This is a genomic window from Thermovirga lienii, assembly GCF_036847465.1.
Lineage (GTDB): Bacteria > Synergistota > Synergistia > Synergistales > Thermovirgaceae > Thermovirga > Thermovirga lienii.
In genome coordinates, this window is the sequence record NZ_DAITZW010000054.1 from 1 (window position 1) to 6,481 (window position 6,481).

General features: G+C 48.7%; 7 protein-coding genes. All 7 read right to left on the reverse strand.

All coding sequences use genetic code 11. The annotated features are described in order from the left end of the window. A partial coding sequence (locus tag V7Z69_RS09290) for a phosphoenolpyruvate hydrolase family protein (RefSeq protein WP_334139722.1) occupies positions 1-126 on the reverse strand: 126 nt, incomplete at its 3' end. Positions 127-144: 18 nt separating this feature from the next. After that, positions 145-1,341, reverse strand: a complete 1,197-nt coding sequence (locus tag V7Z69_RS09295) for a Tm-1-like ATP-binding domain-containing protein (RefSeq protein ID WP_334139717.1) — start codon at positions 1,339-1,341, stop codon at positions 145-147. Between the two features lie 97 nt (positions 1,342-1,438). Further along, a complete protein-coding gene (locus tag V7Z69_RS09300; protein WP_334139718.1) occupies positions 1,439-1,987 on the reverse strand; it encodes a hypothetical protein in 549 nt (182 codons plus the stop codon). Between the two features lie 22 nt (positions 1,988-2,009). Beyond that, positions 2,010-2,339 carry a cupin domain-containing protein gene (locus V7Z69_RS09305; protein ID WP_014163820.1) on the reverse strand — a complete coding sequence of 110 codons (330 nt, stop codon included), beginning with the start codon at positions 2,337-2,339 and terminating at the stop codon, positions 2,010-2,012. Between the two features lie 34 nt (positions 2,340-2,373). Continuing rightward, the gene (locus tag V7Z69_RS09310; protein WP_334139719.1) at positions 2,374-3,567 is read right to left on the reverse strand and encodes a M20/M25/M40 family metallo-hydrolase; all 1,194 of its coding nucleotides are present in this window, start codon (positions 3,565-3,567) and stop codon (positions 2,374-2,376) included. 22 nt (positions 3,568-3,589) lie between these two features. After that, positions 3,590-5,182, reverse strand: coding sequence for an amidohydrolase (locus V7Z69_RS09315; protein ID WP_334139720.1), 1,593 nt, complete (start codon positions 5,180-5,182; stop codon positions 3,590-3,592). Between the two features lie 149 nt (positions 5,183-5,331). Beyond that, a complete protein-coding gene (gene dctP, locus V7Z69_RS09320) occupies positions 5,332-6,342 on the reverse strand; it encodes a TRAP transporter substrate-binding protein DctP (RefSeq protein ID WP_334139721.1) in 1,011 nt (336 codons plus the stop codon). Positions 6,343-6,481 lie beyond the last annotated feature (139 nt).

Sequence of the window (6,481 nt, forward strand, 5' to 3'; positions counted from 1 at the left end):
GTCTATGCCTCCAGCCTCTTCCCATTTGGCAGATATGCCGGTTCCGGCTCCCCCACCTATTATGGGCTGCCGTAATTCAACTTTTTTCCTGAGCTTCTCCAGTATTTCCTCTCTTTTAGTTTTCATAAGGCATCAAAACCTCCTTTATTTGTTTATTTCCTTAAAATTATCCACTAAAGCCTGGGCAAATTCGGGATCATTTATATGGTAAGGAAGTCTTATAACCTTTCTATTGGGTGTCTGGACTACGTTCTCCTCAATGGCTTTAAATAGGGCTTCGTCGGCTTCCGGGTCATAGAAAGGCATACCTTCAGCGTCTATCATGGAGACACCTTTCTCTGGAAGCAAAAACCTAACTGGCCCTTCACATTGATTGAGCTTATTTGCTATCCACTTACCCATCACGGCATTCTCTTCCGGGGTAGTTCTCATTAGCGTGACCTGGGGGTTATGAACGTAAAGATTGCGGTTTTTATATTTTTCAGGAACTGTATCCATAGCCCAGAAATTCACCATATCCAGGGCTCCCACTGACCCCACGTAGGGAATTTTGGTGCGTATGATCGCTCCAAGTCTATCCTCTCCAGCGCTCATGACGCCACCCATGTGCAGGTCGCATACCTCCGTCAAGGTTACGTCTATGACACTTTTCATCATTCCTGAATCGATAAGTTTCTCCATGGATTGGCCACCAGTCCCTGTGGCATGAAACACCAGGCAGTCGTACTCATCCTGGAGTTTCTCCCTGACCATGTTCACACATGGCGTGGTTACTCCAAACATGGTCATGCCAAGAAGAGGTTTGCTGTCTTCTGCTTTTGGGACTTCGTTGGATAACATGCCCGCCAGGGCATGAGCAGCGTTTCCTAAGACCACCCGAGATATCCTGTTTATCCCAGCGACATCGGTCACCGAGTACATCATGATTATGTCGTTGGGCCCCACATAGGGAGCTACATTTCCGGAAGCAACGGTAGAGACCATTACCTTAGGTATCCCAACCGGCAGGGCTCTCATGGCCGCGGTAGCGATTGAGGTTCCTCCTGAACCTCCAAGACCGATTATTCCCCCAAGGTCATCCCTGGTAGCTATAAACCTAGGTAGAGCCTCAGACATAGCACTAACGGCCTGCCCTCTATCTTTGACTTTCTCAAGGAAATTCTTATCTGTCGGGTGGTAAGAAGCAACGACGCTATTGGGAACATCCACGGGGTTATCATGGGCAAATATTCCGACATCGACCAAAACCGTGGGAACCCCTGCCTTTTCTATGAGATCCCTTACGTAAGCCAGTTCTTGGTACTTGGTATCGCAAGTTCCAACCACATAAGCCTTCTTCATCCTTACCCCTCCCTATCTTGACCTTCCTTTCAAACTGCACACTTTTTGCAACCTGGTTAATATAATATCCCTTTACTCAGGCTGGTCAAGGACGCTTTCACTCATCTGAACTGGAGGGGACGTCTTTTGAAAGTTCTTTTTCAAGTTTCAGTTTTATGGTGTCTGCAGGAATGGTTATTTTGAGCTCCACTCCGCCGTTTTTAGGCCTCAATTGGGCCTTTTCCGGCTCCATCTCAAGCAGCGGAAGTTTATCCAGGAGTTTTTTAGTGGTTTGCAATGTTTTTTCATCGAAGCTATCCACTAAATCCTCGATTTGTTCGGCGACCTCTTTAACTTTAGGGCTTATCTCATCCAGGATGTCACCTTCAGGCTTATCTTCCTGAGCAACTTTTTCCAGTTCAAGATAAGATGGCTTCTCCAGGGCAAACTCCTTCGGCTTCAGCGGTTCGCCGGTCCCTGCAGCCTTGAATTTATAAATAGGCTCTTCCTGAAATGGTTCGGCCGGAGGAAGAAAAAGTTGATCCTTAGGCAGGGCTTGTATCCTCTGGGGAGAGGTTGAGGCTCTATCTTCTGCTCTAAACACTGAAACCAGGATTCCTGCAGCAAGCGCCAACAAGGTCAGAAAAACGAACACCCGTTTTTTCATATCTTCCTCCTGAGCCCTTCTTTCACTCCTTATAGTCCTCCCTTACAGGATAAAATGCATCTATCACTCGGCAGGAGGTCACGCCTTTAGCTTCATGGGGAACACCCGAAGGGATCACTAAGACCGAACCTGGAGTAAGTATCCATGTTCTATCCCCTACGATTACCTGAAGAGTTCCCTCTATAACGTTAACTACTTGTTCGTGGTCATGGGAGTGCATCTTTAAAAGGGCATCCTTCTCTATCTCCCACCAGGCTATAGTCATTTCTTTGGAATGAGCGAACTTCCCCTTGACACCTGGGGCTACTTCCTTTGAGGGAAGGGATTTCATATCGTAGTACCTTTCTTCCATTCGCTTCAACCTCCCGTGAAAATATAACTACTTTTCAATCAAGTCCTTTAAGAATGGCCTCCAGTAAGGCTTTATACCCCTCAAAAGCCACAAGAAGCTCCTCTACATCCAGCACGTTGCCAAAACTGTTACTAGCATCCATGCTTCCCGGACCAAACACCACTGTGGGAAGTCCTCCCACTGCAGCGTAATAACCACCTGAGACAGCTGGACAGTCCCAAAGGGTCCTTGGGGAGAGGCCTTTCTTCGTCAGAGCTTCAAGACACATAGATGAGAACTTTTTATCTTTGCATACCCAGGCAGGCTCGAAAAATTCTACGGAAGCCTCTGTCCCTGTATATGTGGTTATCCTTTCTTCCCTTATGAACACATCTATATCAAGCTCCAAGTCGAAAGCCGCCACTCCATCTGCTATCATCTTAACTTCTCTTACTACTTCCTCTTTATTCTCCCCCGGCAAAAGCCTCCTATGGAAAACCACAGAGCATCTATCTGGAATAAAGCCTGATTCCTCAGGGGGGGCCACCTCCACATCCATGATCTCCAGGCATCCAGAGCCTAGAAGGGGATCTTTGCGAGGCAAAAACTCCCTTTCTATGGTCAGAAGCAGAGGAAGCATTTTCTTCAAGGCGTTTATTCCTCGCTCGGAATTTACGAAAAGCTCTCTTTTGCCTCGGTTCTCAACTACTATCTTTGCCTTACCCCTCTGGCCGAAGCAGACATTCAAAGCCGTTGGACCAGCCACTAGCACACAATCTGGTTTTACCTCATCTAGAAGCTCTCTAGCAGCCAAGGAGGCGCAAAAGGACCCCAAAGGAACCGCTGCAACGGTTAACTTCCCCTTAGGGTCTTTGGAGAGGTCTTCCTTCACTGCTCTAACAGCAAACAACGAAGCGGCAAGAGCACCCTTGTGTTCTGCCACCCCATCCCCTGTTATTTTCCTCTCGATTGTTTCCAACGTAGGAGGTTTTGCAGCTTCTTCACCCACCACAGAAGAACTTGTATCCAAATTTGCCACCAAGAGGACATGAGGACCTTCGGTTTCTGACAAGGCAACCTCACCCATCAGTGTCCCCAAAGGTGTCCTCCGCACCCTATCAAAGCAAAGATCAACCATAACCGCCTCTAGGAACTTTGAAAGCTCCTTCTCCTTGAAGGGTGGACTAGAAATTTTAGCTAGTTCAAGACAACACTGCAAAAGTTCTTTGTGATAATCCTTCTGGGTCACGGCCTATCCCTCCGAGCTACACTTACTTCCCTGCGGAATATATTCTCTCTCCTCCTCTGTACACTTCCCTAACCCTAACCTTCCCCAGATCCTGTGGGTCAATCTTCCAGGGATCGTCCTCCAACACTACAAAGTCAGCCAATTTGCCTGGTTCCAGCGTGCCTAGGTCCTTGAACATGCCAAGCGCCTTGGCTGCATTCTTGGTATATAGAGCTATCGCTTCATCCAGTGTAAGTTTCTGCTCCGGGTGCCAACCTCCTACAGGAGTCCTATCCTTCGCTCTCAACCTGTTAACCGCTGCGTCTATGCCCAACCAAGGGTTGGGGTGAGCCGCGGGGCAATCTGAACCTCCCGCTAAAAGGACCCCATCATGCCATAGGGCCTTCCACGCATAGGCATCGCGTAAAAACTCCTGTGGAATCCCAGATTCAGCTATGTCTATCTCGTCTGCCAAAAACCTAGGCTGCACGTCTACTATGAGCCCAAGGCTGGCAATCCTTTTCCTTTGATCACCTTTGGCAATATAGCAGTGTATTATACGGTGCCTTAGGTAGGGTTTGGGGACCTCCGTCATTACGGTCTCGAATACGTCCAGCACCTGCTCTAATGCTCTATCGCCCACCGTGTGGATAGCCACCTGAACTCCCTGCTTTTGGGCTTCAAGCACTAGTTCGTACAGTTCCTTATCTGTATAGTTTAGAACACCCTTATGTCCCGGCCTATCCTTGTAATCAAAGGTCATAGCACCAGTCTGCGCGCAAAATCCCCCATCGCTGAAAAGCTTAAGCCCTCCATAGCGAATCATGGTGTCTCCGAAAAAGGACTGCATACCCTTAGCTGGAAGGTCGTTATAATGCACTGTAACTCTCTGTAGGAGTTTGCCCATCCTTCTCAAGTCCTGGTATATGCCGAAGTTTTCCACTATACCCAGATGCTCCGCCGATGTGGTATTGAAAGCCGTTATCCCATAAGAGGCAAATTCCTGCATACATTGGGCCATTCTATCCAGATGAGTTTCGGTATTCCCCATGGCCCTGTGGTAGGCATCGGCTATGCGGTCTATCCCCTTTTCGTATATTACTCCTGTGAGTTCGCCATTTGCATCTTTCTCCACTCCGTTGGGAATAGACCACCCTCCCGTGTAGCCTGCGGCTTCCAGCGCCTTGGTGTTTACCGAATGGACATGAAAGCACACTCTCGTCAAAAATACCGGGTTCTCTATGACATCCAATTCTTCTTTAGTGGGCATCCGCTTCTCAACAAATTGGGTATGGTCAAAGTTCATGCCCCTTATCCAGGAGCCGGGGGGGGCATTTTGAGCTTGTGCGCGTAATTTATCAACTACTTCCGATATACTCCTGCACTCCGATAAATCTACTGCGCCCTTGCTCTCTGCATAGGCTGCAAAGTGAACATGAGTATCTATAAGCCCGGGCAGAACTCTCTTGCCCTGCAGGTCCACTTTCTGGGCTTCTGGAGCAAGGGGATGGGCAGCCACCTCCCAGACGGTGCCTACCTCTATTATCCTGTCTCCTGCAACCAACATGGATTCCACCCTGCGCCCCGAACCGTCCATCGTAGAAAAAGTGCCGTTAGTAAAAAGAACCAGCTTCATGATTACTCCCTCTCTCTTTTTCGTCTCCTGGTTCGCAACTTATTTTTTTATTTTACGCCATTTGCAACAAAAGTTCACGGGAGGAGACACAACATTATCCCCTCCCGTGAACGCTCCTGAGCATTCAGACTACAAAGGTGCCTTTAAAGCTACTTTTTCTCGAAAGTGGCAAGCCTCACCTTTGTATAGAGCTCTTCTCCAAGCATCTCTTTCATCTGAGGCCATACTACCTTTCTAACCCTATCGGCGCAGGCATTCAGCTCGTCCTGGGTCAGCATAACTATGGTCCAGCCAAACTCGTTCTTCAAGACATTGCGGTAATGCTCGTCCTCTGTCTCAACCTGTTTCCATCTGGTGGCAGATGCCTCTGCGGCGGTGTCCTGAATAACCTTCTGAATGTCCGCGGGGAGACTATTCCATATATCCTGGTTCATTACGATCCAGTGCTGTTCGAAGTAGTCGTTATACTGGATCCAAACCTTGTTGACATCGCGGAACTGCCATGCCTGGAAAGGAGGTCCACCCATCTGGCCATCGACTATGCCGGTCTGTATGGCGCTGTAGCATTCAGCGTAAGGGATAGGAGTAGCTATATAGCCAAGAGCCTCATAGGTTAGCGAGCAAGCCTTAAGAGGCATGACACGGACTTTCATTCCCTTTTCTACCGTTGGATCTCCTGGAGAAGGTGGCACTTCCTTCAGCGAGACTCCAGCCATGCCAATGGGGTAAACCGCAAGGGCCTTGATGCCGTGTTCCGACCAGAGGTCCTTTATGATGTCGTAAGCCCAACCGCCAGGAGCATAAGCTTCTTTTGCCTCCTCGAGGTTGCTTACAACGTAAGGCATGTAATAAGCAAAATTAAGCTTTGGGTCGTACTGGGCGTTGGCGATCTGGAAGCCCATCTCAACCACACCACGCTGAATGAGCTCAAAGGTCTCCGTCCAGTCACCGAGCTGGTTGCTGGGGAATATGTTGATCTTTACCTGTCCATTGGTCCTCTCATAAACGGTGTCCGCAAACCAATGGGCCAACTTATCGTACGGAGTATCTGGGGGGTTGGCGTGTCCCATCTTGAAGGTCCACTTAGGCCCTGCCCACGCTGCGGCGCTGAGGGAAAGCGCTAGAGCCACAACCATAAACACTGCTAAAAACTTTCTCATCTCCTAAAAACACCTCCTCTAATTTTCCTTTCCTACCTATGGTTCGGCAGAAGGAGTACCCACTCTACATCCTCACGAGCTTCCTTCTGTAAGGGGCCACAAATTGCTTCCGTTTAATTAGTTGAAGGAGATGGTGGGA

Bases quoted from the DNA above. Each gene is read 5' to 3' on its own strand.
- V7Z69_RS09295 (WP_334139717.1), bottom strand. From the start codon at position 1,341: ATGAAGAAGGCTTATGTGGTTGGAACTTGCGATACCAAGTACCAAGAA.
- V7Z69_RS09305 (WP_014163820.1), bottom strand. From the start codon at position 2,339: ATGGAAGAAAGGTACTACGATATGAAATCCCTTCCCTCAAAGGAAGTA.
- V7Z69_RS09300 (WP_334139718.1), bottom strand. From the start codon at position 1,987: ATGAAAAAACGGGTGTTCGTTTTTCTGACCTTGTTGGCGCTTGCTGCA.
- dctP (WP_334139721.1), bottom strand. From the start codon at position 6,342: ATGAGAAAGTTTTTAGCAGTGTTTATGGTTGTGGCTCTAGCGCTTTCC.
- V7Z69_RS09315 (WP_334139720.1), bottom strand. From the start codon at position 5,182: ATGAAGCTGGTTCTTTTTACTAACGGCACTTTTTCTACGATGGACGGT.